This is a genomic window from Pseudomonas carassii (assembly GCF_036324045.1).
In the GTDB taxonomy this organism is placed as follows: Bacteria; Pseudomonadota; Gammaproteobacteria; order Pseudomonadales; family Pseudomonadaceae; genus Aquipseudomonas; species Aquipseudomonas peradeniyensis.
In genome coordinates, this window is record NZ_JAZDCT010000024.1 from 46478 (window position 1) to 71741 (window position 25264).

The window sequence follows — 25264 nt, forward strand, 5'->3', positions numbered from 1 at the left end:
CGGCTGCCTCGCGTCCGCGCATTGACGTAGGAACGGTCTGACAGTTTACTGTATGAATATACAGTTATTCATTTGAGTTGATCCGCCATGACCATCACCTTCCTAGGCGCGCCGACGGGCGGCCCTACGCTGCTGCCGGTGTATTCGTTCCGTGTACCGGCCGGATTCCCTTCGCCGGCGGCGGATCATCTGGAGCGTCATATCTCCCTCGACGAGCTGTTCGACCTACGTGCCCCTCATGTGTATCTGGTACAGGTGGAGGGTGACAGCATGCAGGGCGCCGGCATTTTCTCGGGCGACCTTCTCATCGTAGACCGCAGCAAGGAGGCCGAGCACGGCGACATCGTGATCGCCGCGATCAACGCCGAGCCCGTCTGCAAGCGCCTGTACCGGCGCAATGGCGTGCTGATCCTGCAGTCGGAGAATCCCGCCTACCCACCGCGGCACGTCATGGAAGGCGACGACCTGGTCATCTGGGGCGTGGTTCGCTACAGCGTGCGCGATCATGCCCAGTGACCAAGTGTTCGCGCTGATCGACTGCAACTCGTTCTATGCGAGCTGCGAGCGCGTGTTTCGGCCGGATCTGGCCAAGACACCTATCGTGGTGCTGAGCAACAACGACGGCTGCGTGATCGCCAGATCATATGACGCCAAGCCCTACGTGAAGATGGGCGAGCCTTACTTCCAGGCCAAGGAGAAGCTGCGCCGGCATGGCATCGTGGCGTTCTCGTCCAACTATGCGCTGTATGGCGATATGAGCGAGCGGGTTATGTCGCTGATTGAGTCGATGGTGCCGGTGGCAGAGGTCTACTCGATCGATGAATGCTTCGCTGATCTCACGGGCCTGCAGGGGAGCCTGCTCCAGTTCGGCCACGATGTACGGGCGAAGGTGCTGCGCTGTACCGGCATCCCCGTCGGAGTCGGGATCGCCCGCACCAAGACCCTGGCAAAGCTCGCCAACCACACGGCCAAGCGCCTGCAGGCACATACCGGCGGGGTGGTTGATATCACTGATGACTTCAAGCGCGATTGGGTGCTGCGCAACACCGAGGTGAAAGAGGTCTGGGGCATTGGCCGGCGTATGACGGCGCACCTGGAGGCGATGGGCATCCGCACGGCCATGGATCTGGCGAAGGCAGACCCACGGATGCTGCGCGACAAGTTCAGCGTGGTGGTGGAGAAGACCGCGCGCGAGCTCGCCGGCACACCTTGCCTTGAGCTGGATGAGGCGGACCCACCGAAGCAGGAGATCTGCTGCAGTCGGATGTTCGGCAAGCGGCTGACGGAGCTGGTACCGATCAAGCAGGCGGTGGCCACTTACACGGCGCGAGCGGCGGAGAAGCTGCGCGCCCAGGGATCGGTATGCAAGCGCATGCGAGTAAGCATCCGTACTGGGATGTTCAATCCGGACGAAGCCAAGTATGCCAAGGGCGCCTTGGTCGAGCTGCCATACCCAACCAACGATACGCTGCTGCTCACCAGGGCCGCCACCGAAGCAGCGGCGCAGGTCTACCGCTCGGGTTTCCGCTATAGCAAGGCCGAGGTTCTGCTGATGGATCTGCGGCAGCCGGGGGAGTTCAGCGATGATCTGTTCGCCGTGACGCAGCCGGCGGCTTGCGATCGGCTGATGTCGATGCTGGACGAAATCAATGGCAAGTACGGCCGAGGGACGATGCGTACTGCCAGCGTCCCCGACAGCCCTGATTGGGGGATGCGTCGCGAGATGATGAGTCGTTCGTACACCACGCGGATCGATCAGCTATGGCGAGTCCGGTAGAAAGTCAGTCCGGGGCATGGGGCAAAATGGGCAAACCCAGTGCCATTCCATACCCTCTCTCTGCCTGTTGACTCTTCGCCAATAATCAAGATCTATTACTGCAGAAGAACTGATGGCGGAATCGCAGTAAGGTCGAATTATTCCAGTTGATCGGGCGGCGCGATATCCCTATCCAGTAAGCTCGCGGTCTTTCTATGCATGGCGGGCTGAAAGTAGATGGAATTTTGCGCCCTCAATCCAACGGGCAGCTCAATCTAGATAGCCTAAGATTGGGAGACGGTAACTCTGGAAATGCTCTCTCTTGTCTTTTCAACGTTTTCTGGATCGATTTCAAATGCTTTGGTTAGGCAGTCGTCTAGCCATTTAAGAGTGTCGCTCTGAATAGGCTCGTTAGGGATTATATACTTTTTCTCAAGTGTTCTTATTAGCTGGCTTAGCATGTGGGAGACGCGCTCTTTACTACCTGATTCAATTGCTGCGGATACCGCTTGGGAATGAGTGACTATCATATTGCTAGGTATTCCTCTTAGATCCCATACCAGTACTTCGACGTCTCGAATAGTTGATTCAACGAAGGCGATGCGTTGTCTTGTCAGTTTTTCAAGGTCTAGAGTGGTTGTGTTTGAATTTTTTATCTCCGTTGTTAGTTCGGCGCGTATGTCATTCATAAACTGACGCGTTTCGGAAATTTGATTTAAAATTCTATCTTGCAGATTTTGATTTCGTGCTTCGGAAATTCTATCTGATTCTCGCAGATATTCTTCTGTGCGCAAATTTAGTTCGGCTCGGTATTCAGATAGCCTCGAATCCAAGTCTTTTTTTAGTCTCTCTTTGTCTTGTGCGTAAAATTTAAAGTTCGTGAATATGCTAAGGCCGGTAAGAATTATTACGAAACTCATGATGCCGCTAAGGGCCCAGTATACGGTGGACTGCTGGGATGATTGAAAGTCTTTGAACATTTTGTTTTGCTCTTTTATGAGCAAAAGTTCGGCATCTTGTTTGCTGATGGTGTTGGGTTGTGTTGGCTGGACTGTAAGATTTGTAGTGTTAGATGGTGGCGCTGGGCTGTGGCTCGGCTGAGCAGCAACCATAAAAGAGGAAAAAGCGATTGCACCAAGTGTCATGCGAAGGAATGTATTCATAATTACCCTATGGTGCTGCCGAAGGGACTAGAAGTCATGAGGCAGGTTGGTAAGTTTTTTATAGTAACTTTCCGTGATTTTATAATCGCATAAATATCACGGAAAATCATAAAGAAATTTTGTGGTGTGGCTAAATGCCATTGCTACAGAAAGAATGTATCTCGTCAAGTGGCTATCGTCAAACCGATGTTATTATTAGTATTTGCTAGGTAAGCGCAGCGCTACCCAGAGAAGACGATGCAGCTTGGTGGGGTTGGTACAGAATTGGTACGAAGAGAATTTGTCGCGCTTCAATGCGGCGTGATTCAAGGGTTTCAAGATAAAACTGCCCAATCCATCATCGGCGCCACGGAGAAGCGGCGGGATGGCTCGGTGCGCAAGGAGGAAGCGGCTTGGGATTGCATAAGTAGGGGGCACGAACTCAGTGAAGCCAGGCGGAGGGTCCCGCTGGCAAGCGATGGAAAGGTTGATGGCCGCCAGTTTCAAGCATGGCGGGATTCGTCCGGTCCAATTGGCGATAAGGTGCCGGCTGGTACGAAGGGCGTTTTTCCTGTCCCCCGTAGGCGCCGGCTTGCCGGCGAACAGGGCCCGACCAGGCGATTCATTCCATAACAGCCTGTTTCAACATTCCAAGCGCTACCCGGCTGGGCGCCTCCAGGCCAGAAATGCTCTGAAGCTGATGCAAAAAGCCCAGCACGAGGCTGGGCATGGGATCGTGGAACTCTCAGCTTACCGATCGTTCTTGGACGAAGACCGGACCGCGTTGCTCAGGCCCTTCTGGTTATGATCCCCAGGGGTTGTCTGCGAGACGGCGGTGGATTTGGACAGGCCGCGGGTATCCTTGGAGTGGGCTACGCCAGAGGTAACGGAACCATGGCCGTTGTCATCATTGCGCAGGCTGCCGTATCGGTTGCCGCTGACGCCGTGATCGCGACTGGCCTTGCCTGCGTGATCACCACCAAAGCCGGAACGACCACCCTCGTGTCCACCCATGCCGCCGCCGTGGCCGCCACCGTTCCCACCACCATGACCGCCACCGCCACCGCCACCGCCACCGCCACCGCCACCGCCTTTGGCATAGGCTGAGCCAATGGGTGAGACATCCGCAGGCAACAACGCAGTAGCGCCAAGCGCCAATGTACAAGCGAAGATGGCGACCAGTTTATGTTTCATGGTTTGTACGCCTCCGAGGGGCGAGGGTTTGGGTGCGAGTCAGACCCAGGGCCGTACTTTTAGTTCTCATGGTCCGACGGAGTGCGTGCGCCCCATGGCAACCCGGACGATTCAAGCGCGTTGGCACCGGGGGCTTTGCGCGCCGGATAGCGATCATCTCGGCTGTTGCCGGTATTGATGCCCGCAGGTTTTTGCAATGGGTGCTGGCATGGGCAGGGTTGTTGGCGACCTGGATGATCGAGGACGGTATTGAGCCAGACAGCAGGCTTGAGATGGCCAAGCAGGCAGCTTTGGCGCTCAATGGTGGTGCTCTGGTTCATTAATATCATTGTCACTACGGCCACCCGGCAAGTCGAATGTGCCAAAGTGAGTTCTACTGAGATCAGCGAAGTGGCGTGAAATGCGTGACATTGATATTGAAAAGGTTGCCAAGGTAGTCGAGGACGATGCAGGCGAGGCGATTCCGGATTTGCGTCAAGCGTTGATCGAGGCCAAAACCTGCTAGGTAGCCGTTACCACGCCCGTTCAGCGAACGCTCCCCAAGCAGGGGCATCCCCTCTGGCGCAAGCCAGTCGTTCAAGCAAAATCTTCTGATTGAGCGGTGGTTAATGACCCAAAGTGGTCTGTTTACAGGTTTCTTGATCCATGGTCAGAAGCACCAGGCTTCAAAAAAAGCTCCATAAACGGTATCTGATCGAAACGGCTGAAGGTGTTGTCACTGATGATGATTTCGTCAGGACGCTATGGGCTCTCAACTAGGGCGATACCTTTGAACTGAATTCGACCTCCTTCGGTAGGGGAGCGGTTGCGCGGTACTGCTTGGAGTATGTGATAACAAAAGGACCGATGCCGGGGCATTGGTTGTACAGGGACTTCGACCCAGCGGAACTTGTCTTGTTTTTTGCGGCAAAAGGGTTTGGCGATATTGGCCATGGCTGGACGTTATTTGACGAGTAACCCTTTCCGAGCAGATCGGAGTCAGTGCCTTGAGGTGATGGCACGCTAGCTGATACGTTCTGCGCGGACCCGATCGCGTCCCGTTGACGCGGATCCCATCAAGGAAGATAAAAACAATGAAAACAGTGCTCGGCTTCTTGCTCTCCATCTGTTTGAGCCTATCGGCGTTTGCGCAAGAGACACCCATCGGTTTCCGTACCGCTACCCTGGCGGATAAACAAAATGACCGCCCGCTGGAGCTGGCCGTCTGGTACCCAAGTACAACCACTGCCACGCCGCAATTGATCGGTGATACACCGGTGTTTGTCGGTGATCCTGCCGTGCGCGATGCGCCTCCTGCCGCAGGTGCGCACCCCTTGGTGGTACTGTCCCACGGCTACCGCGGCAATTGGGGAAACCAGTCTTGGCTGGCCAGCGCGCTGGTTCGGCAGGGTTACATCGTGGCGGCGGTCAACCATCCCGGCACCACCACCCGCAATCGCGACCCTGAAGCCGCGGCACAGCTGTGGCTGCGTCCCGTCGACCTGCAACGGGCCATCGATGCGGTGATGGCTCAGCCGACTCGGTTCGGGGCGGTGGCGAAGGGTAAAATTGCCGTGGCAGGCCATTCGCTGGGCGGCTGGACAGCCCTGGAAATTGCGGGTGCCCGGTTCGACACCGAGCGTTTTGCCCAGGACTGCATCGCCCATCCGCAGTTGGCCAGTTGCAACGTTTACAAACAGATGAATCCCGACCGCAGCCCGGCATCGAAAGCCCGACTGGACGACGATCTGAGTGACAAGCGTGTGACGGCCATCGTGACCCTGGATCTGGGCCTGTCACGTGGCATGACCAACGACAGTCTGGCGGCATTGCCGGTACCGACGCTGGTGATCGCGGCGGGCGCGCCCTCCGCAGACCTGCCGGCACAGCTGGAGTCCGCCGACCTGGCCAAGCGTTTGCCTCAAGCGACGAGTCGTTATGTCGAGATCGAGGACGCCAGCCACTTCAGCTTCTTGTCGATGTGCAAACCTGGCGCATTGGCGTTGCTCGAAGAGGAGGTACCCGGTGATGGCGTCATTTGCCGGGATGGCGAGAACGCTCGGCCACGGGCGTTGATCCAGCAGCAGATAGCCTTGCAGATCACCGAGTTTTTGGCGCAGTCATTTAATAACTGACGACGATCAATCATGGGACGGATCAATTGTTGCGCCGGTAATACAGACAATTGATCCGTTCATGAAAATCTATCCAGCGATGTGAGGAAACTGGCGACCACCCCCAGGTGGCACTCGACCACTCGACTCACATCGCACCTGCCACCATTCCCAATCCCGCCCTCACTCAGTACACTTGCGACAAATTCTTATTCGCACCTGGTAATCTTTTTGGGGGAGGGCGTGATGTCCACCGTTGTTCCCGCCGGCACTGTCCACTGCGGCCTGGAAACGCTCTACCGCGAGCACAGCACCTGGCTCCACGGCTGGCTGCGCCAACGCCTGAACAGCTCCGCCGATGCCGCTGATCTGGCCCAGGACACCTTCATCCGCGTGCTGCTGGCGCGTACCGCCAGCACCCTCAACCAGCCCCGTCACTACCTGGCCACCATCGCTCGGGGCCTGGTCATCGACCTCTATCGCCGCCGTAGCCTGGAAACCGCCTACCTCGAAGCCCTGGCGCTACAGCCGGAGAACTACGCACCTTCCGCCGAAACCCACGCCACCATCCTCGATACCCTGATGACCATCGACCGGATGCTCGACGGCCTCGGCCCGCGCACCCGAGCGATTTTCCTTGCCGTGCAACTGGACGGTTTGAGCTACGAGAAGGCCGCCGAACGTCTCAGTGTTTCGGTGAGCACCGTGCGCAAGCACCTGGCGCGCGGGTTGATGCACTGCCTGCTGGTCGAAGGTGCATGAAGGCCATTCTTGCCGAGGCCGTGGACTGGTACGTGCGTTTGCACGACAGCAACGTCGATGCAACCACCCGCGCCGCCTGGCAAGCCTGGCGCGCCGCCGATCCTCGCCATGCCGCCGCCTGGGCGCGGCTGGAGGAACTGCAAGGCCGCCTGGGCAACGCCCCCAGCGGCGCCGCACAGACCCTGGAAATCGCCCGGCGGGATCGGCGCCATGCCGTGAAGGCGCTGGGGCTGTTGCTGGGTGTCGGCGTGGTGGGTTGGCAGGGCTACCGACTCTCGCCGTTGAGCGCCGATTACTCGACCCGGACCGGCGAGCGGCGCCAGCTGACTTTGGCCGATGGCACGCGCCTGGACCTCAATACCAACAGCCGCGTCGATATCCGCTTCGACGCTAGCCAGCGGCTGATCCACTTGCGTCAGGGCGAGATCCTGGTGGAGACCGCCAAGGATTCGCGCCCGCTCAGCGTGCGCACCGCTGAAGGTGTGATCCTTGCCCTGGGTACCCGTTTCAGCGTGCGCCAGGACGCCGGGATAAGCCATGTGGCGGTGGCTGCCCATGCCGTGGAGGTGCGGCCAGGGCAAACGTCGCAAATGATGCGTATCGATGCCGGGTATGGGCTGAGCTTCGCTGCCGATAGCATCGGGTCGCTGCGTCCCCTGGCCCCCGGTGCCCAGGCCTGGGCGCAGGGCATGCTGGTCAGCGTCGATTGGCGCCTGGGCGATGTGGTTCGTGAGCTTGGGCGCTATCGGCCTGGGTATCTCGGGTGTGCGCAGGAGGTTGCCGGGTTGCGCTTGTCGGGGGCGTTCAATCTTGATGACACCGATGTTGCTTTGGCCAGCCTGGAGGATGCCTTGCCGGTTCGTGCACGGCGCGTGACACGCTACTGGGTGAGGCTGGAGCCACTTGGGGTGGGGTAGGGGGGGCGGCCTCACTCCCACGCCTCTAATCCTTCTACGCCTCGAATCCTGTGCGACAACACAGACTGAAAGTTTGGGTGATTGCTCATCCTGTCCCAGCATTCGAGAAATTTTCGCATTTGGGGTAGCAGATTTTTCACGCTGCTTCGGCTCTTCAGGGCGCGCGCTTCAAGCGTGCCCAAGCCCATCAGTACAGGAACCCCTTTTCATGTCCGCACGCCGTACCTCGCTAGCCTGCAGCATTCGCCAGGCGACCCTCGCATTGAGCCTTTGCGCTGGCGCACTGGCGACCTCGACCGCCTGGGCCGCCCCGCAGCGCTACGATATCCCGGCCGGCAGCCTGGCCGCTGCGATCAGCCAGTTCGCTGCCGCCAGCGGCGTGACCATCAGCTTCAGCAACGACGAAACCTCCGGGCTGCACTCGTCGGGGCTGCAGGGCAGCTTCGAGCTGGACCAGGGGTTTGCCACATTGCTGCAGGGCTCCGGGTTGCGGGTGCAGCAGGTGGGCGAGAAGCGCTATGTGCTGAGCAAGGTGCAGAACGACGGCGCCGTCGAACTGGGCGCGACCAGTGTCGATGCCCTGGGGCTGGGCAGCACCACCGAAGGCACCGGCAGCTACACCACAGGCTCCGCCAGCACCGCGACCGGCCTGCGCCTGTCGGCGCGGGAGACGCCGCAGTCCGTCAGCGTGGTGACCCGCCAGCAGATCGAGGATCAGAACCTCACGGACGTGACCCAGGTGCTCGAGCAGACGCCAGGCGTGGTCGTCGACAGCATGGGGCCGGCCGGTAGCGACGCCAACCATATCTATGTGCGGGGCTTCCAGGTCGGCAACATCCAGGTCGACGGCGTCAGCCGGCCCGATACCTTTGGCTTTCGCGACGACCTGGCCGACATGGTGTCGTACGACCGCGTGGAGGTGGTGCGCGGGGCTACGGGTCTGATGTCGGGCACCGGCGATCCTGGCGCCACCGTCAACCTGGTCCGCAAGAAGCCGACTGTCGAGACCCAGCGCAAGCTGACCCTCAAGGCCGGTTCCTGGGACAGCTACCGTACCGAGCTGGACCTGTCCGGCAAACTGTCGGAAAGCGGCCATGTGCGTGGGCGTTTCGTGGCCTCGACCACCGACAGCCAGAGCCATATCGACCGCCAGTCGCTGGCAAGGCAGGTGGCCTACGGCGTGCTGGAGTGGGACGTCACCGACAGCACGATGCTGACCGTGGGCGCGGAATACCAGGAGATGGACAACGATGGCGCGGGTAACCACGGCTTCCCGATGTTCAATACCGATGGCAGCCACTTCAATCCGTCGCGCTCGTTCAACTCGGCCTCGGACTGGAGCTACCACAAGCGTCGTGCGAAAACCCTGTTCACCACCCTGGAGCATCAGCTGGACAACGGCTGGCAATTGAAGCTGAACGCCGAGCACAGTCGCCGCCGCTATGACGACACCTTCGCCACTGCCGCCGCCGGCACCGTCAATCCCGATGGCAGCGGCATCAGCACCTGGACGGGGCGTTGGGCGGGTGAGCCACGGCAGACGTCGTTCGATCTCTCGGCCACCGGCCCGTTCGAGCTGCTGTCCCGTGAACATCAGGCGTACCTCGGTGCCAGCCACTATCGAGCCTACTACCGTAACCCCGGTTACGAGTTGTGGACGAGCCAGTCCATCGACAACATCCATACCTGGGACGGTTCGCTGGCGATCCCGGATGCCATTCACACCAAGTATTCGGAAGATGCGCTGGATGAAACCCAGGACGGCCTGGTGGCGTCGGTGCGCTGGAGCCTGACCGATGACCTGTCGCTGATTACCGGCGCGCGGGTGATCGACTGGAAACGCGATCAAACCGGAACCATCCTGTCAGACGGTAAAACCACGCGTACCTCGCGCAGCGAGAGCGGGGTGGTCACGCCCTATGCGGGGCTGGTCTACGACTTCGCCGAGAACTGGTCGGCCTACGCCAGCTACACCGCCATCTTCAAGCCGCAGAGCAGGCAGGATGCCAGTGGTGGCTACCTGGAGCCGTTGGAGGGCGTGAACTACGAGTTAGGTATCAAGAGCGAGTTCTGGGAAAAACGCCTGACCACAGCATTGAGTGTCTTCGAAGTGCAGCAGGACAACTTCGCCGTGGCAGACGGGATCAACAAGGCACCGAACGGCGAACAGGCCTACCGCGCCGAGTCCGGCACCAAGACTCGCGGCTTCGAGATGGAAATGGCTGGGCAGATCCTGCCCGATTGGCAAGTCTCCGCCAGCTACACCTATGCCCAGGCAGAGAACGCCGATGGCAAGCGCCTGCTTACCGAAGTGCCGCGTGATACCTTCAAGCTCTTCACCAGTTATCGATTGCAGTCCCTGGCACAGCTGAAAGTCGGCGGTGGCGTGCGCTGGCAGGGCATGGAGTACTACAAGAACACCGGGCCTCACGGCGAGACGTTCACCCAGGGCGCCTACAGTGTGGTCGACTTGATGGCGCAATATGCCTTCACGCCGCAGACCAGCGTTTCGTTGAACCTCAACAACGTGTTGGACGAGAAGTACTACTCGGCGATCGGCGCGCGTGGGTGGTATGGCACCCCGCGCAGTGCCACGGCCACGTTGGTCTACGCGTTCTGAGGTTGATGAAATGCGTGTGGTGGCCCCGTAAGGGGCCATCGACTTAGCAGACGACTAGTCCTTTTGCTCTTCCTCAAGCTTGCTGCGCAGCTTGTTCAGAACCCGGTGAGTGGTCTGGATGTCTTCGACCTCCAGCCCCTGCGCAAGCTCGTTGATCCAGGGCGCTTGAAGCTTCATCGCACGATTGAACGCCTCTTTGCCAGCGTCAGTCAGCACAACCAGGTGTGCTCTGCGGTGGTGAGGGTTCGGCTGGAACTCCAGCATCCCATCCTTGACAAGATCATTGACGATTCGCTGAACGTTCTGGCGATTTGCGCCCATGTCACGGGCAAGCCATGAGACGGGTTGCGCTCGATCGGTATTGGCGACCGTTCCAAGGAGCTGCCATCGGGCGCTCGTAAGGCCTATCTCTGCAACGAGGCGATCACCTGCGGTGAGCATTCGCGCGCTTGTTCGAAAGAGCTCAAGGACCAGATCGGTCACGGCGCGTCCGGCGGGTGTGTGGTTTGGCGTTTTCATGGTGCGAACTTTTCCATATTGACATCATGGTGTCAATTTCGTAGTTTTGATTTGTCGGTCATATTGTCATCATGTTTACAATTTAGAGGTGCCTATGCTTTCCATTCGCCCGCTCGATCCTGTCATGCCGATCCAGAAGCAGCTCCAGTGCAGCGATTCTCCCGTCGTGCTGGTGAACCTTTTTACCGTCGCCGAGGAGGACATAGCGGACCTGCTTCGAGCCTGGGAGCTGGATGCCAACTGGATGAAACTGCGTGCCGGGTACATTTCGACACAGCTTCACCAGGCCATCGGAGGGAGCAACATGTTCCTGAACTACGCCGTGTGGGAATCGGTCGAGCGCTTTCGGGATGCCTTCAATCATCCGGACTTTGCCAATGCGCTGAGCCGGTACCCCTCAACTACCATGGCCATGCCGCATCTGTTTACCAAGGTCGCTGTGCCGAATATCTGCACAGCTTGAACAGTGGTCAATCAGCTGAACGTTCGCGATGGCCTGGGTCTTGGCGGTCGCTTGCAGCCGCCTCATGGCCGTTGAGCCTGGCGTTCGCCGAGCGCAGTCGTAGTACAAAATATCTGCCAGGTTGGTGAGGGTTTACCTGCGATATCTGCCGATATCGCAACGCCCTTGATACCAAGTGCCGCCCCGTCCAGCCTTCTCGAAACATCCAGTTAATTCTCGACAGTAGCTGTTACACAGCCGTCCAACTCAGCTCCGCTCGCCAAGCCATAGTTCATCCCACGCGTGTCATTCGCATCTCGACCTGGTTTAGACGCCGCTGGTCGTGTGAGTCGAGGTGAGGGTGGACTTATTCAAGGTTTTGTACGACAATTTTCGTATTGGCGAGGAAGGATCATGCCAAAGGGTTTCAGGGCGGTCAGGAGCGCGGTAGTCGCCGCGCTCGAATCCGGCGATTACCTGCATGTTTCAAGGGGTGATATCGAGGTCAAGAACCTGCTGGCCATTGGGGAGGTCGGCGCTGGCGAAGTCATCGACATCATCCTTGCCTGCGACGGTAGTCACTACAGCCGCAGCCCGCACCACGCCGTGCCGGCCATCGAGGTCCATGTGCTCAAGCGCTGCGGCTGGTACATCAAGTTCTATTTCATCGAACCCCAGACGTGGTTCACCAGTGAGTATTCCGACCATGAAGATCCTGCTCGAAGGCGATACCGGCCAGGCCCTGTGCGAGCACTGCCAGGCGCTGGTCGCCATGCATTACACCCGGCGTGACGTGCCCTTCAGCGATGGTCAGGGCGTCGCGCGGGACATCCTGGTGGGGGTGTGCGATGGCTGCGATACGGTGGTGGCCATCCCGCCGCAGTCCACCCCGGCGATTCGCGAGGCGCGCAAGCAGCAGCTCAAGTCCATCGAGGCACGGCTACCGGCGGTCTATCTCGATGTGCTGGATGCGGCAATGCAGGCCGTGTGCAGCGAGGCGGGGGCGCACCTGCGCAAGCTGTTCCTGGCCCATTACTTCCAGTGGCTGGTGCAGGCCAGCCAGGGCATGGGTTTGCAGCCTGGCCACGAGGCCTTTGTGGCGACCCTGGAGGCGCAGCGGCGTCAGCGTGGGTTACAGGCGTCGGGGGCCACGCGGCGCTTGTCGATGAAGGTCAACGCACACATGGCAGAGGACTTTCTGGCACTGCTGCAGCAGACCCGGATGAGCCAGACTGAGCTGCTCAAGGCGGTGATTGCGCGGATACAGATGGACGTGCTCGAGGTACGCGATCCGCGGGTGATCGAGGTGTTGCAGCGGTTGGTGCGGGTGGCGGGCTAGGGCAGTGCAGGTGGCTCGACAAGTCCACTCCGGAAGGTATCAGTGACGCTGAAGTTCCGGAGTGGTCGACATGTCAGTCGGCGTGAAAGCCAGATCGAGCGCCTTGCATCTATTGAACGGATAGCGGGCGGGGTGTCAGTGCTTTCTCGATCTCTGGATACACGGCGAGTGCTCCTGTGGCACTTAGATGGTTATCGTCGAAGTACCAGAACTTCGCCTCATGCGTGAGCGGGCAGATCAGGCTGTCACATAATGTATCGTCCAAGCGGATCACATGAGCGCCTGATGCCCGGATCGTATCCACTGCGAACTTTGTGTTTCTCAGGTGTTCGCCCAGGGAAACGGACATTCTGTCGTAGTTTTCCTTTTGGCCTTTACCTGGGCGCAGAATTTCCTTGGCATTTTTTAATTGCTGGGGATTGTCTTCTACCAGATAGACTTCGACGCCGATATCGCGGTAGCGGGCAACTGTGTGATCTATTGCCCAACGCAAGTCTTGCGCAGATTGCTCCAGCGTCGCCTGCGTTGCCGGGGGCCTGGCAATGAGGTTGAAGTCGGCGGGGTTCGTTGTGCCGCCACCATAGTAGGACCAGCGACCAACCAGCACCACGGTTCGGATCTTCTCGGCCTGGATGTAGGCGAAAATTCGTTCATTGAGTGCCTGGCAATTACGCTTCTCGATTTCCTGCTCACCGCGCAGTGACTGGATGCCGAGCAGTGGTGGGCAGCCGGAGGCTGAGGAGAAGGCAATAGACAGTGCATGTTCATCTGCAAGCTTTTCAAAGGCCGGCAGCAGGCTGTAGGCATGACTGTCGCCAAACGCGAAAATGTCCTGTTTCTGCTTCAATGTGCCGATCTGGCAGTACCAGTTCCCTTCCTTCTTGTAGGCGTGCAGCACATCAACGCATTCGCTTTGGCGCTGCGCACTCGATCTGGCGATGCTGTTGGCGTAGCTCGCGATCGAGGTGTTGGCGTGCCTTTCGGGTAGACCATTGGCCCGGTAGGTCGTTACCCCGACTGCTGCGACGCCCAGCATTGCGCTGGCAAGTGCAATGACTTTGAATCGTTCCGAGGTGGCGTTTCTGATGGGGCGTTCAAGGAAGCGATAGGTTGCCCAGGCCAGTATGACTGCGAGCAGCAACGTGCCCGCCATGGTCAACGCAGCGGGTTCCCCTTCGCTGATTCGTAGCAAGGAGAAGAGAGGCCAATGCCAGAGATACAGTGGGAAGCTGATGAGGCCTATCCATACCATGATCCTGGTGGACAGAATGCGCTTGTTTACCCATGCGTTTTGCCCGGCCATGATCAGCAGCACTGCGCCAGCAACGGGAATCAGTGCTTTTGTACCGGGGAAGTGCGAGCCCTTTTTGATATGAGTCAGGCCGAAAATCAGCAAGGCGAGCCCAAGGAAGGACAGCACATGCCGCATCTGCCGGGTTCTGCTCGGCAGTTCATGCCATTCGACAGTGACGGCCTTGGAACCCCTGTAGATCATGAACCAGGCAAGCAGGCTCCCGCACAGCAGTTCCCAGAAACGGGTCAGTGGGGAATAGAACGTGGCCGTGGGATCGTAACCAATCAGCCTTACATTGAGGGCAAAGGAGGCGACGGCGGCGCAGGCCATCAAGACGGCGGCACTGAATTTGAAGCGGTTGCAGAGATAAAGGGCAAGCGGAAGAACAATATAGAACTGTTCTTCAATGCCAAGGCTCCACAGGTGGAGCAAGGGTTTCAACTGTGCAGAGGTATCAAAGTAACCCGACTCCCCCCACAGGGCAAAATTGGAGACAAAGGCAGCGCCGGAAATGATGTGTTTGCCGAGTTGCATGAACTCATCGGCTGTCAGTGTCATCCACCCGAGTAGATAGGTAGCGACCAGCACCAGAATCAACGCCGGGAAAATTCGTTTTATGCGTCGACCGTAAAAGTCTGAAAGACTGAACGTCTTGTTGTCCAGGCTCTTGAGCAGGATCGTGGTGATCAGATAGCCGGAGATCACAAAGAAGATATCGACGCCAATGAAGCCACCTTTCAGTGAGGCGGGAAAGGCATGGAACAGGACGACACTCAGTACCGCAATGGCGCGCAGCCCATCAATGTCGGGCCTGTAGGTTAAGTTGGGGTTGCTCATCAGTGGCCTAATAGAGAGGTCGGGTTTCAACAGCGCGCGATCTTACCTGAAGCGGATTTGAAATGACGAGCACGCCTGGCGGGTGAAGCTGGCGGTGCGTCGTTTCGGCAGGTCCACCTTGTAAGTTCCCTGCAAATCGATACCTCACATGTGAGACTTGCGAATGTCACAGTCCAGGCGTAACGTACCTCACATGTGAGACAAGGACACCCCTCGATGGCAGGCAAGAAAAGCTCCACCGACTACATGCGCGACATGCGCGCCCGGCTCAAGGCCGCGGGCCTGGTCAAGCGTGAGCTGTGGATCCTGCCAGAGCATGCCGCCGCCTTGCGCGGTATCGAGAAGGCTTTACGTCAGCCCCTCGCGGGCAAACAGGTCAGAACGGAGGATTTCATGACCGAGCACAACCATTGGACGATCGAATCGCTGCACGGCGCCCTCCAGGGCCTCGAGGATGTACGCGGCGGGGCGATCGGCCTGTCCCTGCAACAGGGTGCCGAACCCAGCCTGAAACTGACCATGCATGAGCTGGACGGCCTGCCGCTGTACATCGCTGTGGCCGGCGAGCAGATCCTGGTCGACACGCTGCTGGTGCAGGCCAGCCAGGTGAAGGACACGGCGGCCTTCAACGATGCGGTGCTGCGCACCCGCGACGTGTTCCCGCTGTCGTCCATCGGCCTGCACACGCTGCCCTCGGGCGAGTCGGTGTACACCATGTTTGGCGCCCTGAGCGCGGCCTCGTCGCTGGACAACATCGTCCAGGAGATCCACACCCTGGCCGACAACGTCATCACTGCCGCCGAAGACTTCGAAGACTACTTCACCCACTGATTCCGGAGATTGCCCCATGAGCCTGTTGAAAAAGATCGTCACCGCCCTGCGTGGCGGCGCTTCGGAAGTCGGTGAGGCGATCGTCGACTCCCAGGCCCTGCGCATTCTCGACCAGGAGATCCGCGACGCGGACAACAACCTGATCGATGCGCGCAACCAGCTGGTCAAGATCATGGCCAAGCACAAAACCGCGCAGCAGCGCATCACCGAGTTCGACAAGACCATTGGTGATTGGGAGCAGAAAGCCATCGCCGCCCTGGACAAGGGTGAGGAGGGGCTGGCCCACGAGTGCGCGGCGCGCATCGCCGACCTGACCAACCAGCGCGATTCCGAGCAGGCGCTGGCCGACCAGTTCGGTGCGTCGGTGGCGACCCTGACCGCCACCGTGAGCAAGACCGAGGCGCAGATCAAGGGCCTCAAGCAGCAGGTGGACCTGGTCAAGGCCCGCGAGAGCGTGCAGCGCGCCCAGGTGAGCGCGGCGTCGGCCACCGGCGGCGCCAATGGCAGCCTGGAGACGGCGGTCGGCTCGCTGGACCGCATCAAGAAGCGCCAGAGCGAGCGCGCGGCCGAGCTGGAAGCAGCGGCGGAGCTGGCTGGCAAGGCCGATGGCAGCGACCTGGAGGCACGCCTGAAGGCGGCTGGCATCGGTGCCAGCAACAGCGGCGCCGATGATGTGCTGGCGCGCTTGAAGGCCAAGGCGGCGAAGCCGGCGGAGTGATCCGCTGAGTGGGCCGGCCTCACCGCGCTCCGTGGGAGCGGGCTTGCCCCGCGATGAGGCCGGCCTGGCTGGCGCAAAACCCTGCTGCAGACCCGTTGGCGGAGCGCACGAAAAGCAGTATCGTGTCGCCCCCGCCAAAGGACTGCCGCGACCCAAGGGATCTTCAATGTCGCTTTCTCCCCACAGGCCCAGCCTGTTCGCTTCAGCACCTGCATTGGCTCCGGTTCCGTCACCCTCTCAAGGAGATGCCCCGTGGGTTGGTTGAAACGCTTCATGGGCTTCGAAGCCCCCAAACCTGCCGCCGGCAGCCAGGCCCCAGGCAACCTGCCATTCGGTTTGGGCAGCGGACGCATGCTCAAGCTCGACCCCTCGCTCAAGCTGTTGCTCGACGGCCACTCCGAGCTGGAGGTCCCTGAGCAGGAAGTGGTCTGGGCCGTCGGCGAGGTCGACCTCGGCCAGTCGGTGCGCCTGGCGCGCTTCTACATGGAAGACGAGGATTACTGGCTGCAGGTGGTGATGAACGGCACGTCTGCCGAGGACGTGCGCGATATCATCCTGTTCGGCTACTACAGCGTGCTGCCGATCAACAGTGACGCCGAACTCAAGCGCCTGGTTGGCCCCGAGTCGACCATCGGCCTGCCGTACTACGAACACGAAGGCTACGAGTTCGTCCGCCAGTGGGGCAGCGAAGAAGGGCAGACCGAGCTGACGCCTATCAGCGAAAGGGTCACCAGCCCCGAGACCAGCTACCGCATCCAGCACCTGTCCATGCTGTATGCCCGCGAGACCGGCCTGACCGATCGCCGCGAGTTCCTCCTGCTGTCGGTGGAGGAGGATGAGCAAGGCAATGTCAGCCTGACCACTTCGGTGGGTGTCACCCTGCAATCAACGGACTTCAACGTCATCTGACAAGGATTCACCATGCTCGACGCTCTTCGCATGTCGCTCAACGCCCAGGCAGTGATCGGCTTCATCCTCTACATCAGCGTGGCGCTGGTGCTGTTCTGGGTATTCCAGTTCATCTACACGCACCTCACCCCGCACCGCGAGTTCGCCCTGATCCGCGACAACAACAGCGCCGCGGCCATCGCCCTGGGCGGCGCGCTTATCGGCTTCTCGCTGCCGGCCAGCAACATCATCGCCTACAGCGTCAGCCTGCTCGATTTCGTGGTCTGGGTGGTGATTGCCGCCGTGGTGCAGCTGTTGGCCTTCGGCATCACCAGCCTGGTGCTCAAGGGCCTGGCCAGCCGCATCGCCAAGGGCGAGATGGCCGCCGCGATCTACGCCGCCGCCGTGGCGATCAGCGTGGGCTTCCTCAACTCGGCCTGCATGACCCCGTCAGTCTGAGCCGTTTGCGCGCAAGGAGCCCTAAATGAGACGAAGTTCCGTCAAGCTGGTGCTGGCCAGCTCCCTGCCGCTGGCGCTTACCGCGTGCAGCGCGCCCGAGGAGACCTACACGGTCAGCAAGCGCAGCAACTACACCACCGTCCAGGCCTGTGTCGATGACAAGATGCCGGTGGATGTGTGTTCCGACGCTTACATGGAGGCGCTGGCCGATCACCGCCGGGTCGCCCCGACCTATGGCGACAAGGCGGCCTGCGAGGCCGATTTCGTGCCCGATTACTGCCAGGTCACCAGCGACGGCCGCTACATGCCGCGCCTGGGTGGCTTCGAGCTGGCGGTGTCGGGTGAAGTGAGCCAGTCGCAGGTCGACGCAGCCCGCGCCCAGGTCGAGAGCAGCGGCCAGGCCGTCAGCGGTGGCAGCAACTTCAACGGCCTGCTCACCGGCCTGCTGCTCGGCCAGATGATGAGTGGCGGGAGCCGCCAGTACTACTCGCAGCCGGTGTACCAGTACCGCGACAGCCGCGGCGACTACCGCACCACCACCCTCGGCCAGCAGATCGACCAGGGCAAGCGCTTCGAGCGCTCCGACCAGGCCCAGCAGAGTGGCGGCAGCTACAGCAGCTACTACTCCGGCAGCTCCAGCGGTGGTAGCAGCTACAAGTCCAGAACCTCGACCCGCTCCAGTGTGTCCTCGTCGATCTCCCGCGGCGGCTTCGGCAGCCAGGCCACTGCGCGCAGCGGCTGGGGCGGCAAGAGCAGCGGCGGCTTCAGCTTCGGCGGTTGAGCATGCGCAAGGTCAGCATCGACGAACGCCTGGACTGGCGCGCCACCGCCGAACGCGAAGGTTTCGCCTTCCACACCATCGACGGCGAGCGCTACTGGGACGAGCGTGGTTACTACCAGTTCAGCGAGGCCCAGGTCAGCCGTGACCTGGAGGCGCCCACGCAGGAACTGCACGCCATGTGCCTGGATGCGGTCGAGCGCATCGTCGACAGCGAGGCGTTGATGACCCGCCTGGCGATCCCGCCGGCGTTCTTCGACCTGGTGCGCCGTTCGTGGAAAGAGGGGCATCCGCACCTCTACGGGCGCTTCGATTTCAGCTACGACGGCCACGGCCCGGCCAAGCTGATCGAGGCCAACTACGACACGCCGACCTCGCTGTACGAGGCGGCGGCGTTCCAGCTGATCTGGCTGGAGCAGCAGATCGAGCGCGGCGTGCTGCCGGCCCATGCCAGCCAGTTCAACTCCCTGGCCGAGGATCTGGTGCAAGCCTTCGGCACCTTCGAGCGTGAAACCCCGTTCTACTTCTCGGCCATCGCCGGCTCGGTCGAAGACCGTGGTACCACGGATTTTCTGCGCAAGATGGCCGGGCACGTGGGTATCAGCACCCGGCACATCGATGTGGAGGACATCGGCCTGAATGGCGAAGGACGCTTCGTCGACCTCGAGGGCCGGCCGATTCCGCGTCTGTTCAAGCTGCACGCCTGGGAGCATATCTTCCACGAAGACTTCGGCCAGGCCATCGCCGGCTGCGATACCCAGTTCGTGGAACCGGCGTGGAAGGCGCTGATCTCCAACAAGGGCATCCTGCCGCTGCTGTGGGAATGGCACGAAGGGCACCCGAACCTGCTGCCGGCGTTCCTCGACGAAGACCCGCGACGCCCGGTGCCCAAGGGCTGGGTACGCAAGCCGTACTTCTCCCGCGAGGGCGCCAACGTGGATATCCGCACCAGTGACGACCAGCGGGTGTTCGAGGACGGGCCCTACGACGATGCGCCTTACATCCTGCAGGGCTTCGCGCCGTTGCCGAAGTTCGGCGACAGCTACACCCTGATCGGCTCCTGGGTGATCGGCGACCTGGCCTCGGGGATCGGCATTCGTGAAGACGACACGCTGATCACCAAGGACAGCTCGCGCTTCCTGCCCCATGTAGTGCTGGACTGACCGCCTGCGCTGTCCTTGTAGGAGCGGCCTTGTGCCGCGAAAGGGCCGCAACGCGGCCCCGGCGATCTTTTCTCAATGCTGAAATCCCGGGGCTGCTACGCAGCCCTTTCCGGCCGGTCCGACGCCTCGGCAAGGCCGCTCCTACACAGGTTACTCTTCCCCCTCCGGTGGTCGGTTTCAGGACGCGCCGGGTCGCCCGCGCACAACCCCCTCGCGCAATAACTGCCATGCTCTGAGGATGCCCGTGGACCGAGCGCAGCAAGACGCCCGGCCACGGACAAGGAGGGTGCCCGGCCTGCCGCCACCGTGACCTGGCCCGCACCGCAGCTGAACACCGCCGGACCGCCGCCCGCCCACGGGCTGCCCCGGGATGCCGAGGTCTGCTGTATGCCTGATGACTTGAACCACCTGCCCCTGATCCAACGCGTCCTGGCCCGTGAACAGGACACCCCCGGCGCCCTGTTGCCGATCCTCCACGCCATCCAGGCCGGTGCCGGCTACATCCCCGACAGCGCCGTCGCCGAGATCGCCCATGCCCTCAACCTCAGCCAGGCCGAGGTGGGCGGGGTGATCAGCTTCTACCACGATTTTCGTACCACGCCAGCGGCCCGCCATACCCTGCGCCTGTGCCGCGCTGAATCCTGCCAGAGCCGTGGCGCCGAGGCGCTGGCTGCGCAGTTGCGCGAGCAGCTCGGGCTGGAGGATCACGGCCGCACCGAGGATGGCGCGCTCGACCTGCGCCCGGTGTATTGCCTGGGCGCCTGCGCTTGCTCGCCGGCCCTGGAACTCGATGGCCGGCTCTACGCCCGCGTCACCCCCGAACGCCTGCGAGCGCTGGTGGACGCTTGCCGCGAGGAGGTGAAGGCATGCTGAACCTGTGCATCCCCTGCGATTCGCTGGCCTGCGCCGTCGGTGCCGATCAGGTGGCCGAGGCGTTGACCCGCGAGGCCGCGCAGCGGCGCCTGCCGCTGCATATCAAGCGCACCAGCTCCCGTGGCCTGTACTGGCTGGAGCCGCTGGTGGAGCTGGACACCGCGCAAGGCCGCGTGGGCTTCGGGCCGGTCACCCCCGAGGATGTGCCAGGCCTGCTCGACGCCCTGGCGGGTGACCCCGGCAGCCATGCCCTGGCGCTGGGGCCGGTCGAAGCGATTCCCTACCTGAAGACGCAGCAACGCCTGCTGTTTGCCCGCGCCGGCATCACCCGGCCGCTGTCGCTGGACGACTATCACGCCAACGGCGGCTTCGAAGGCCTGCGCCAGGCCACGCTGCTGGACGGCGACGAAGTGGTCGCCGCGGTGCTCGACTCCGGGCTGCGGGGCAGGGGCGGCGCGGCGTTTCCGGCGGGCATCAAGTGGCGTACCGTGCGCCAGGCGCCGGTCGGGCAGAAGTACGTGGTGTGCAACGCCGACGAAGGCGACTCCGGCACCTTCGCCGACCGCATGCTGATGGAGGGCGATCCGTTTCTGCTAATCGAGGGCATGATCATCGCCGGTCTCGCCGTGGGAGCGAGCAAGGGCTACATCTATGTGCGCTCGGAATACCCGGATGCCGTGCGTGCGCTGAACGAGGCCATCCTGCTGGCCCGCGAGGCCGGGTACCTGGATGTCGCCGGTAACGGCGTGGCCTTCGACCTGCAGGTGCGGGTGGGGGCGGGCGCATACATCTGCGGCGAGGAAACCGCGTTGCTCGAATCCCTCGAGGGCAAGCGCGGCATCGTCCGGGCCAAGCCGCCGCTACCGGCGCTCGAAGGCCTGTTCGGCCAGCCGACGCTGGTGCACAACGTGCTTACCCTGGCCTCGGTGCCGATCATCCTGGCCAGGGGCGCGGCGTTCTACCGCGATTTCGGCATGGGCCGCTCCACGGGTACCTTGCCGTTCCAGCTGGCCGGCAATGTCCGCCATGGCGGCTTGGTGGAGCGCGCCTTCGGCCTGACCCTGCGCGAGCTGGTGGAAGGCTACGGCGGCGGCACCGCCAGTGGCCGGCCGATCAAGGCGGCGCAGGTCGGCGGCCCGCTGGGCGCCTGGGTGCCGCCCGCGCAGTTCGACACCCCGCTCGACTACGAAGCCTTCGCCGCCCTGGGCGCGATGCTCGGCCACGGTGGCGTGGTGCTGGCCGACGACACCCTGAACATGGCGGGCATGGCCCGCTTCGCCCTGCAGTTCTGCGCCGAGGAGTCCTGCGGCAAGTGCACGCCCTGCCGGATCGGCTCGACCCGTGGCGTGGAGGTGGTCGACCGCTTGATCGCCAGCACCGACCCGGCCTACCGCGCCAGCCAGGCCGGCCTGCTGCGCGACCTGTGCGACACGATGCAGTACGGCTCGCTGTGCGCCATGGGCGGGATGACCCCGTACCCCGTGGTCAGCGCCCTCAAGCACTTCCCCGCCGATTTCGGCCTGGAGGCCGCGCAATGATCAACTACTTCGATCCCCGCAACGACATCGACCTGGGCACCCCGGAACGGGTCAGCGAGGTGCAGGTTAGCCTGGTCATCGATGGCCGTTCGATCAGCGTGCCCGGCGGCACCTCGGTGATGCGCGCCGCCGCCATGCTCGGCACCAGCATTCCCAAACTGTGCGCCACCGACAGCCTCGAGGCCTTCGGCTCGTGCCGTATGTGCATCGTCGAGATCGACGGCATGCGCGGCTACCCGGCCTCGTGCACCACGCCGGTCAGCGAGGGCATGGTGGTGCGCACTCAGACGCCGCACCTGGCCGACCTGCGGCGCAACGTGATGGAGCTGTACATCTCCGATCACCCGCTGGACTGCCTGACCTGCTCGGCCAACGGCAACTGCGAGCTGCAGACCGTCGCCGGCCAGGTCGGCCTGCGCGAGGTGCGCTACGGCTATGACGGCGCCAATCACCTGGCCGAACAGAAGGATGTGTCCAACCCGTACTTCGACTACGAGCCGAGCAAGTGCATTGTCTGCAACCGCTGCGTGCGCGCCTGCGAGGAGATCCAGGGCACCTTCGCCCTTACCATCACCGGGCGTGGCTTTGATTCGCGGGTAGCGGCGGCCGGCGGCGATGATTTCCTCAGTTCCGAATGCGTGTCCTGCGGCGCCTGCGTGCAGGCCTGCCCGACAGCCACCCTGAGCGAAAAGAGCCTGGTTCAGCTCGGCCAGCCCGAGCGGGCGGTGATCACCACCTGCGCCTACTGCGGCGTGGGTTGCTCGTTCCGCGCCGAGATGAAGGGCGAGCAGCTGGTGCGCATGGTCCCGGACAAGAACGGCGGCGCCAACCATGGCCATGCCTGCGTCAAGGGGCGTTTCGCCTGGGGCTACGCGACCCACCCGGACCGCATCACCAAACCGATGATCCGCAAGCGCCTGGAAGACCCGTGGCAGGAGGTCAGCTGGGACGAGGCGGTCACCTATGCCGCCAGCGAGTTCCGGCGGATCCAGCTCAAGTACGGGCGCGATTCCATTGGTGGCATCACCTCCAGCCGCTGCACCAACGAAGAGGCGTATCTGGTGCAGAAGCTGGTGCGCACGGCCTTCGGCAACAACAACGTCGACACCTGTGCGCGAGTCTGCCATTCGCCGACCGGCTATGGCCTGAAGCAGACCCTGGGTGAGTCCGCCGGTACCCAGAGCTTCGACTCGGTGATGCAGGCCGACGTGGTGCTGGTGATCGGCGCCAACCCCACCGACGCCCATCCGGTGTTCGGTTCGCAGCTCAAGCGCCGGCTGCGCCAGGGCGCCCGGCTGATCGTCATCGACCCACGCCGCATCGACCTGGTCGATTCGCCCCATGCCCGCGCCGAACTGCACCTGCAACTGCGACCGGGCACCAACGTGGCCATGCTCAACGCCCTGGCCCATGTGATCGTCACCGAGGGCCTGCTGGCCCAGCGCTTCGTCGATGCCCGCTGCGAGCCGGAAGACTTTGCCCGCTGGCGTGATTTCGTCAGCTTGGCGGATAACGCCCCGGAAGTCCTGGGCCCGGTGTGCGGCGTGCCCGCCGAGCAGATCCGCGCCGCCGCACGGCTGTATGCCACCGGCGGCAACGCGGCAATCTACTATGGCCTGGGTGTGACCGAGCACAGCCAGGGCAGCACCGCGGTGATGGGCATCGCCAACCTGGCCATGGCCACCGGTAACATCGGCCGCGAAGGGGTGGGGGTCAACCCGCTGCGCGGGCAGAACAACGTGCAGGGCTCGTGCGACATGGGCTCGTTCCCCCACGAGCTGCCCGGCTACCGGCATATCTCCAACGAGAGCGTGCGCGCCGAGTTCGAGCAGGCCTGGGGCGTGACCTTGCAGCCCGATCCGGGCCTGCGTATCCCCAACATGTTCGAGGCCGCGCTGGACGGCAGCTTCAAGGCGCTGTACTGCCAGGGCGAGGACATCGCCCAGAGCGATCCCAACACCCAGCACGTCACCGCCGCGTTGCTGGCGATGGAGTGCGTGGTGGTGCAGGACATCTTCCTCAACGAGACCGCCAAGTTCGCCCATGTGTTCCTGCCGGGCAGCTCGTTCCTGGAGAAGGACGGCACCTTCACCAACGCCGAGCGACGTATCTCGCGGGTGCGCAAGGTGATGGAGCCGCTGGCCGGCAAGGCCGACTGGGAGGCCACCGTGGCCTTGGCCGGTGCCTTGGGTTACTCCATGGAATACCGCCATCCCGCCGAGATCATGGACGAGATCGCCCGCCTGACCCCGACCTTCCGCAGGGTCAGCTATGCCGAGCTCGATCGTCACGGCAGCCTGCAATGGCCCTGCAACGACGCCGCGCCCGACGGCACGCCGACCATGCACATCGACCAGTTCGTGCGCGGCAAGGGGCGTTTCATGCTGACCGGCTACGTGCCCACCGACGAGAAGGTCAACAGCCGCTACCCGCTGCTGCTGACCACCGGGCGCATCCTCAGCCAGTACAACGTCGGCGCGCAGACCCGGCGCACCGACAACGTCGCCTGGCATGACGAGGACCGTCTGGAGATCCACCCCAGCGATGCCGAGAGTCGGGGCATCAGCGACGGTGACTGGGTGGGCATCGGCAGCCGTTCCGGGCAGAGCGTGCTGCGCGCCAGGGTCAGCGGCCGGGTGGCGCCGGGGGTGGTGTACACCACCTTCCACTTCCCAGAGTCCGGCGCCAACGTGATCACCACCGACAACTCCGACTGGGCCACCAACTGTCCGGAATACAAGGTCACTGCGGTTGAAGTGGCGAAGGTGTTCCAGCCGTCGGAGTGGCAGAAACGCTACCAGCGCTTCAGTGACGAGCAGCGGCGCTTGCTCAAGGAGCGCCGGCAAGCGGAAGCGGCGGAGGTGCGTCGATGAGCAGTGATAACCTGGTGAAGATGGCCAACCAGATCGCCCATTACTTCGACAGCGAGCCGGATCACGCCAAGGCGGTGCAGGGGGTGAGGCAGCATCTGCAGAGCTTCTGGACGCCGGCCATGCGCCGGCAGTTGGGTGAACGGTTGCAGGCCGAGGGAGGCGAGGGGCTGGATGCGTTGGTGCGCGAGGCACTTCAGCCGGTGGTTTGATTGCGCAATTCATGCCTAC

Annotated in this window: 25 protein-coding genes; 20 read left to right on the forward strand and 5 right to left on the reverse strand. The window is 62.0% G+C overall.

What is annotated here, in order from left to right; genetic code table 11:
* The first annotated feature begins 87 nt into the window (after positions 1-87).
* Positions 88-516, forward strand: a complete 429-nt coding sequence (locus tag V0R62_RS17785; protein ID WP_330104671.1) for a LexA family protein — start codon at positions 88-90, stop codon at positions 514-516.
* Positions 506-1777, forward strand: a complete 1272-nt coding sequence (locus tag V0R62_RS17790; protein ID WP_330104672.1) for a Y-family DNA polymerase — start codon at positions 506-508, stop codon at positions 1775-1777. Before V0R62_RS17785 ends, V0R62_RS17790 begins: the two co-directional genes overlap by 11 nt.
* A 263-nt stretch (positions 1778-2040) precedes the next feature.
* On the opposite strand, the gene V0R62_RS17795 is transcribed toward V0R62_RS17790, so the two are convergent.
* The gene (locus tag V0R62_RS17795; protein ID WP_330104673.1) at positions 2041-2919 is read right to left on the reverse strand and encodes a hypothetical protein; all 879 of its coding nucleotides are present in this window, start codon (positions 2917-2919) and stop codon (positions 2041-2043) included.
* Positions 2920-3648: 729 nt separating this feature from the next.
* Positions 3649-4092 carry a hypothetical protein gene (locus V0R62_RS17800; protein WP_262974287.1) on the reverse strand — a complete coding sequence of 148 codons (444 nt, stop codon included), beginning with the start codon at positions 4090-4092 and terminating at the stop codon, positions 3649-3651.
* A gap of 68 nt (positions 4093-4160) precedes the next feature.
* Here V0R62_RS17800 and V0R62_RS17805 point away from each other — a divergent pair, with 68 nt between their 5' ends.
* The gene (locus V0R62_RS17805) at positions 4161-4415 is read left to right on the forward strand and encodes an aminoglycoside phosphotransferase family protein (RefSeq protein WP_330104674.1); all 255 of its coding nucleotides are present in this window, start codon (positions 4161-4163) and stop codon (positions 4413-4415) included.
* Between the two features lie 59 nt (positions 4416-4474).
* Here the strand turns inward: V0R62_RS17805 and V0R62_RS17810 are convergent, their stop codons facing one another.
* Complete coding sequence (locus V0R62_RS17810; RefSeq protein WP_330104675.1) at positions 4475-4672, reverse strand: hypothetical protein; 198 nt, start codon at positions 4670-4672, stop codon at positions 4475-4477.
* Between the two features lie 493 nt (positions 4673-5165).
* Here V0R62_RS17810 and V0R62_RS17815 point away from each other — a divergent pair, with 493 nt between their 5' ends.
* The 4 genes from V0R62_RS17815 (at position 5166) to V0R62_RS17830 (ending at position 10484) form a co-directional block, all read left to right on the forward strand.
* Complete coding sequence (locus tag V0R62_RS17815) at positions 5166-6206, forward strand: alpha/beta hydrolase family protein (protein WP_330104676.1); 1041 nt, start codon at positions 5166-5168, stop codon at positions 6204-6206.
* Positions 6207-6431: 225 nt separating this feature from the next.
* Entirely contained in the window at positions 6432-6947 is a 516-nt protein-coding gene (locus tag V0R62_RS17820) for a sigma-70 family RNA polymerase sigma factor (protein WP_330104677.1), read from the forward strand.
* Positions 6944-7864, forward strand: a complete 921-nt coding sequence (locus V0R62_RS17825; protein ID WP_330104678.1) for a FecR domain-containing protein — start codon at positions 6944-6946, stop codon at positions 7862-7864. Before V0R62_RS17820 ends, V0R62_RS17825 begins: the two co-directional genes overlap by 4 nt.
* A 208-nt stretch (positions 7865-8072) precedes the next feature.
* A complete protein-coding gene (locus tag V0R62_RS17830; RefSeq protein ID WP_330104679.1) occupies positions 8073-10484 on the forward strand; it encodes a TonB-dependent siderophore receptor in 2412 nt (803 codons plus the stop codon).
* 54 nt (positions 10485-10538) lie between these two features.
* Here V0R62_RS17830 and V0R62_RS17835 read toward each other — a convergent pair whose 3' ends face one another.
* Positions 10539-11003: a MarR family winged helix-turn-helix transcriptional regulator gene (locus V0R62_RS17835; RefSeq protein ID WP_330104680.1), complete on the reverse strand. Its 465-nt coding sequence runs from the start codon at positions 11001-11003 to the stop codon at positions 10539-10541.
* Between the two features lie 94 nt (positions 11004-11097).
* Here V0R62_RS17835 and V0R62_RS17840 point away from each other — a divergent pair, with 94 nt between their 5' ends.
* The 3 genes from V0R62_RS17840 (at position 11098) to V0R62_RS17850 (ending at position 12784) form a co-directional block, all read left to right on the forward strand.
* Positions 11098-11466: an antibiotic biosynthesis monooxygenase family protein gene (locus V0R62_RS17840; protein ID WP_330104681.1), complete on the forward strand. Its 369-nt coding sequence runs from the start codon at positions 11098-11100 to the stop codon at positions 11464-11466.
* A 393-nt stretch (positions 11467-11859) separates the two neighbouring features.
* The gene (locus V0R62_RS17845) at positions 11860-12237 is read left to right on the forward strand and encodes a hypothetical protein (RefSeq protein ID WP_330104682.1); all 378 of its coding nucleotides are present in this window, start codon (positions 11860-11862) and stop codon (positions 12235-12237) included.
* On the forward strand, positions 12152-12784 hold the full coding sequence (locus V0R62_RS17850; RefSeq protein WP_330104683.1) for a hypothetical protein: 633 nt from the start codon (positions 12152-12154) through the stop codon (positions 12782-12784). Before V0R62_RS17845 ends, V0R62_RS17850 begins: the two co-directional genes overlap by 86 nt.
* Before the next feature lie 109 nt (positions 12785-12893).
* Here the strand turns inward: V0R62_RS17850 and V0R62_RS17855 are convergent, their stop codons facing one another.
* Complete coding sequence (locus V0R62_RS17855) at positions 12894-14915, reverse strand: acyltransferase family protein (RefSeq protein WP_330104684.1); 2022 nt, start codon at positions 14913-14915, stop codon at positions 12894-12896.
* A 216-nt stretch (positions 14916-15131) separates the two neighbouring features.
* On the opposite strand from V0R62_RS17855, the gene V0R62_RS17860 reads away from it, so the two are divergent.
* The 10 genes from V0R62_RS17860 to V0R62_RS17905 all read left to right on the forward strand — a co-directional run bounded on the left by V0R62_RS17860 (position 15132) and on the right by V0R62_RS17905 (position 25245).
* On the forward strand, positions 15132-15746 hold the full coding sequence (locus tag V0R62_RS17860; RefSeq protein WP_330104685.1) for a YjfI family protein: 615 nt from the start codon (positions 15132-15134) through the stop codon (positions 15744-15746).
* 16 nt (positions 15747-15762) lie between these two features.
* Positions 15763-16464 carry a PspA/IM30 family protein gene (locus V0R62_RS17865; RefSeq protein ID WP_028692700.1) on the forward strand — a complete coding sequence of 234 codons (702 nt, stop codon included), beginning with the start codon at positions 15763-15765 and terminating at the stop codon, positions 16462-16464.
* 252 nt (positions 16465-16716) lie between these two features.
* Positions 16717-17373: a DUF2491 family protein gene (locus V0R62_RS17870; protein WP_186713614.1), complete on the forward strand. Its 657-nt coding sequence runs from the start codon at positions 16717-16719 to the stop codon at positions 17371-17373.
* Between the two features lie 12 nt (positions 17374-17385).
* Positions 17386-17811, forward strand: coding sequence for a DUF350 domain-containing protein (locus V0R62_RS17875; RefSeq protein ID WP_028692698.1), 426 nt, complete (start codon positions 17386-17388; stop codon positions 17809-17811).
* Between the two features lie 25 nt (positions 17812-17836).
* Positions 17837-18592: a DUF1190 domain-containing protein gene (locus V0R62_RS17880; protein ID WP_186733430.1), complete on the forward strand. Its 756-nt coding sequence runs from the start codon at positions 17837-17839 to the stop codon at positions 18590-18592.
* Positions 18593-18594: 2 nt separating this feature from the next.
* A complete protein-coding gene (locus V0R62_RS17885) occupies positions 18595-19752 on the forward strand; it encodes a glutathionylspermidine synthase family protein (protein WP_330104686.1) in 1158 nt (385 codons plus the stop codon).
* Between the two features lie 387 nt (positions 19753-20139).
* The gene (locus tag V0R62_RS17890; protein ID WP_330104687.1) at positions 20140-20625 is read left to right on the forward strand and encodes a formate dehydrogenase subunit gamma; all 486 of its coding nucleotides are present in this window, start codon (positions 20140-20142) and stop codon (positions 20623-20625) included.
* The gene (locus V0R62_RS17895; RefSeq protein WP_330104688.1) at positions 20619-22163 is read left to right on the forward strand and encodes a formate dehydrogenase beta subunit; all 1545 of its coding nucleotides are present in this window, start codon (positions 20619-20621) and stop codon (positions 22161-22163) included. Before V0R62_RS17890 ends, V0R62_RS17895 begins: the two co-directional genes overlap by 7 nt.
* Positions 22160-25036: a formate dehydrogenase subunit alpha gene (fdhF, locus tag V0R62_RS17900; RefSeq protein ID WP_330104689.1), complete on the forward strand. Its 2877-nt coding sequence runs from the start codon at positions 22160-22162 to the stop codon at positions 25034-25036. Before V0R62_RS17895 ends, fdhF begins: the two co-directional genes overlap by 4 nt.
* Entirely contained in the window at positions 25033-25245 is a 213-nt protein-coding gene (locus V0R62_RS17905; RefSeq protein WP_330104690.1) for a formate dehydrogenase subunit delta, read from the forward strand. The genes fdhF and V0R62_RS17905 overlap by 4 nt, the downstream gene beginning before the upstream one ends.
* Positions 25246-25264 lie beyond the last annotated feature (19 nt).

What these genes read in the sequence shown, in the direction of transcription:
- V0R62_RS17785 (WP_330104671.1), top strand. Translation starts at nt 88, where the DNA reads ATGACCATCACCTTCCTAGGCGCGCCGACGGGCGGCCCTACGCTGCTG.
- V0R62_RS17790 (WP_330104672.1), top strand. Translation starts at nt 506, where the DNA reads ATGCCCAGTGACCAAGTGTTCGCGCTGATCGACTGCAACTCGTTCTAT.
- V0R62_RS17795 (WP_330104673.1), bottom strand. Translation starts at nt 2,919, where the DNA reads ATGAATACATTCCTTCGCATGACACTTGGTGCAATCGCTTTTTCCTCT.
- V0R62_RS17800 (WP_262974287.1), bottom strand. Translation starts at nt 4,092, where the DNA reads ATGAAACATAAACTGGTCGCCATCTTCGCTTGTACATTGGCGCTTGGC.
- V0R62_RS17805 (WP_330104674.1), top strand. Translation starts at nt 4,161, where the DNA reads ATGGTCCGACGGAGTGCGTGCGCCCCATGGCAACCCGGACGATTCAAG.
- V0R62_RS17815 (WP_330104676.1), top strand. Translation starts at nt 5,166, where the DNA reads ATGAAAACAGTGCTCGGCTTCTTGCTCTCCATCTGTTTGAGCCTATCG.
- V0R62_RS17820 (WP_330104677.1), top strand. Translation starts at nt 6,432, where the DNA reads ATGTCCACCGTTGTTCCCGCCGGCACTGTCCACTGCGGCCTGGAAACG.
- V0R62_RS17825 (WP_330104678.1), top strand. Translation starts at nt 6,944, where the DNA reads ATGAAGGCCATTCTTGCCGAGGCCGTGGACTGGTACGTGCGTTTGCAC.
- V0R62_RS17830 (WP_330104679.1), top strand. Translation starts at nt 8,073, where the DNA reads ATGTCCGCACGCCGTACCTCGCTAGCCTGCAGCATTCGCCAGGCGACC.
- V0R62_RS17835 (WP_330104680.1), bottom strand. Translation starts at nt 11,003, where the DNA reads ATGAAAACGCCAAACCACACACCCGCCGGACGCGCCGTGACCGATCTG.
- V0R62_RS17840 (WP_330104681.1), top strand. Translation starts at nt 11,098, where the DNA reads ATGCTTTCCATTCGCCCGCTCGATCCTGTCATGCCGATCCAGAAGCAG.
- V0R62_RS17845 (WP_330104682.1), top strand. Translation starts at nt 11,860, where the DNA reads ATGCCAAAGGGTTTCAGGGCGGTCAGGAGCGCGGTAGTCGCCGCGCTC.
- V0R62_RS17850 (WP_330104683.1), top strand. Translation starts at nt 12,152, where the DNA reads ATGAAGATCCTGCTCGAAGGCGATACCGGCCAGGCCCTGTGCGAGCAC.
- V0R62_RS17855 (WP_330104684.1), bottom strand. Translation starts at nt 14,915, where the DNA reads ATGAGCAACCCCAACTTAACCTACAGGCCCGACATTGATGGGCTGCGC.
- V0R62_RS17860 (WP_330104685.1), top strand. Translation starts at nt 15,132, where the DNA reads ATGGCAGGCAAGAAAAGCTCCACCGACTACATGCGCGACATGCGCGCC.
- V0R62_RS17865 (WP_028692700.1), top strand. Translation starts at nt 15,763, where the DNA reads ATGAGCCTGTTGAAAAAGATCGTCACCGCCCTGCGTGGCGGCGCTTCG.
- V0R62_RS17875 (WP_028692698.1), top strand. Translation starts at nt 17,386, where the DNA reads ATGCTCGACGCTCTTCGCATGTCGCTCAACGCCCAGGCAGTGATCGGC.
- V0R62_RS17880 (WP_186733430.1), top strand. Translation starts at nt 17,837, where the DNA reads ATGAGACGAAGTTCCGTCAAGCTGGTGCTGGCCAGCTCCCTGCCGCTG.
- V0R62_RS17885 (WP_330104686.1), top strand. Translation starts at nt 18,595, where the DNA reads ATGCGCAAGGTCAGCATCGACGAACGCCTGGACTGGCGCGCCACCGCC.
- V0R62_RS17890 (WP_330104687.1), top strand. Translation starts at nt 20,140, where the DNA reads ATGCCTGATGACTTGAACCACCTGCCCCTGATCCAACGCGTCCTGGCC.
- V0R62_RS17895 (WP_330104688.1), top strand. Translation starts at nt 20,619, where the DNA reads ATGCTGAACCTGTGCATCCCCTGCGATTCGCTGGCCTGCGCCGTCGGT.
- fdhF (WP_330104689.1), top strand. Translation starts at nt 22,160, where the DNA reads ATGATCAACTACTTCGATCCCCGCAACGACATCGACCTGGGCACCCCG.
- V0R62_RS17905 (WP_330104690.1), top strand. Translation starts at nt 25,033, where the DNA reads ATGAGCAGTGATAACCTGGTGAAGATGGCCAACCAGATCGCCCATTAC.